Source organism: Pantoea sp. JV6 (genome assembly GCF_025910055.1).
In the GTDB taxonomy this organism is placed as follows: Bacteria; Pseudomonadota; Gammaproteobacteria; order Enterobacterales; family Enterobacteriaceae; genus Pantoea; species Pantoea agglomerans.
The window spans coordinates 1-1,360 of sequence record NZ_JAPCIM010000006.1 but is presented as its reverse complement, the minus strand read 5'-3'; the positions used below and the strand labels follow the sequence as shown (position 1 = coordinate 1,360).

The 1,360-nt window shown below is 42.1% G+C and carries 2 protein-coding genes; both read left to right on the top strand.

From position 1 onward, the window contains the following. A partial coding sequence (locus OK412_RS10075) for an RHS repeat-associated core domain-containing protein (protein ID WP_264353132.1) occupies positions 1-845 on the top strand: 845 nt, incomplete at its 5' end. 19 nt (positions 846-864) lie between these two features. Further along, complete coding sequence (locus OK412_RS10070) at positions 865-1,170, top strand: hypothetical protein (protein WP_223564752.1); 306 nt, start codon at positions 865-867, stop codon at positions 1,168-1,170. Positions 1,171-1,360: the final 190 nt, after the last annotated feature.

The following is a 1,360-nucleotide window of genomic DNA, read 5'->3' as shown; positions in this document are numbered from 1 at the left end:
CTCCGCTGACCTACGTTTACAGCGACAGCAAGAGCTATGAGCCGCTGGCCCGTATTGATGGCGTGGAAAGCCCCGAGATTTACTGGTTCCATAATGCTGCTAACGGAATGCCGGAACTGCTGACTGACGGTGAAGGGCAAAAAGCCTGGGAAGGCATTAACAGCCCGTGGGGCAAGCTGCTGCGTGAATCCAGCCAGCGGATGCCGGTCGTTCAGCAGAACCTGCGTATGCAGGGCCAGTACCTGGACCGGGAAACCGGACTGCACTACAATCTGTTTCGTTATTATGATCCGGACAGCGGACGGTTTACCCAGCAGGACCCGATAGGGCTGGCGGGCGGGATCAACCTTTACCAGTATGCGCCGAACGCGCTGGGGTGGGTGGATCCGTGGGGGTTGAGTAAGTGTAGTGTTAAGCAAGCTCGTAAACGCCAGCATGATATGCTAAAAAACTCTAATGAAGGCTACAATATAAGCCCCACATCTTGGGATGCTTATCCTGCTATAGGTAGAGACGGTACTTTCATTAGTGACAAACAAGGTGTAATGAAATATTTTCCTGATGCCGGAAACGCCCAAGAAATTACAATAACAAGAGCTAAAGCTAGAGTAATTGAAAGGGACATGGGGCTTTATAAAGACTCGTTATTAGGCGGTTTTAAAGTTAGAAGAATAAGTGGTATCAGAGACCTTGAACCACGTAGCCCTCTGGGCGGGAATGATTACTTTAAAGGGCCAGGACAGCATTTACCAGGCGGAGCACCTGAGATGGTGATAAATTCCCAGTCTATTACTGATAATCCCGTAGTTAATACCATATTGAAAGTTAATGTAGGAAGTATTTAGAATGTTAAATTGCATCTTAGTGACGATCTTAGAGCCGAAAAGAATTGTAGTTCAATTGAAAGGGGTGGTTAATGAAGAGTCTAAATTGAAAAGCCTCGGTTTTTCTAAAAAAGGAGATTGTTACAATGTTGATTTTGAAGATGAAAAAAAACAGTTTTTTTTGATAGAGAAACTGGCAGGAATGGGAGCATTATTTTCATATGGACAGGGTTGGGCACCTTCTCAGGTTATGGATTACTTGAAAGAAAAAGGGAAAGTTAATTTTTCATATAAAGAAATCATGTGGCGCTCCCCAGATAATTACGAAATTATAGAGCATAAATGAAAATGCTTGTAACTAATTAAATGATTTCATTACTTTTTGAATATCCTTCTAAGCTTTGAAATCAAAGATTACTCATGAGTTTTTATCTTCGATAAATATAGTTGTTCGAAGATCTGAGATAATAATTATAGATTAATGTCCTTACTGACTGATAGTGAAGGCCATAAAAGCTTGGGAAGATATCAATAAT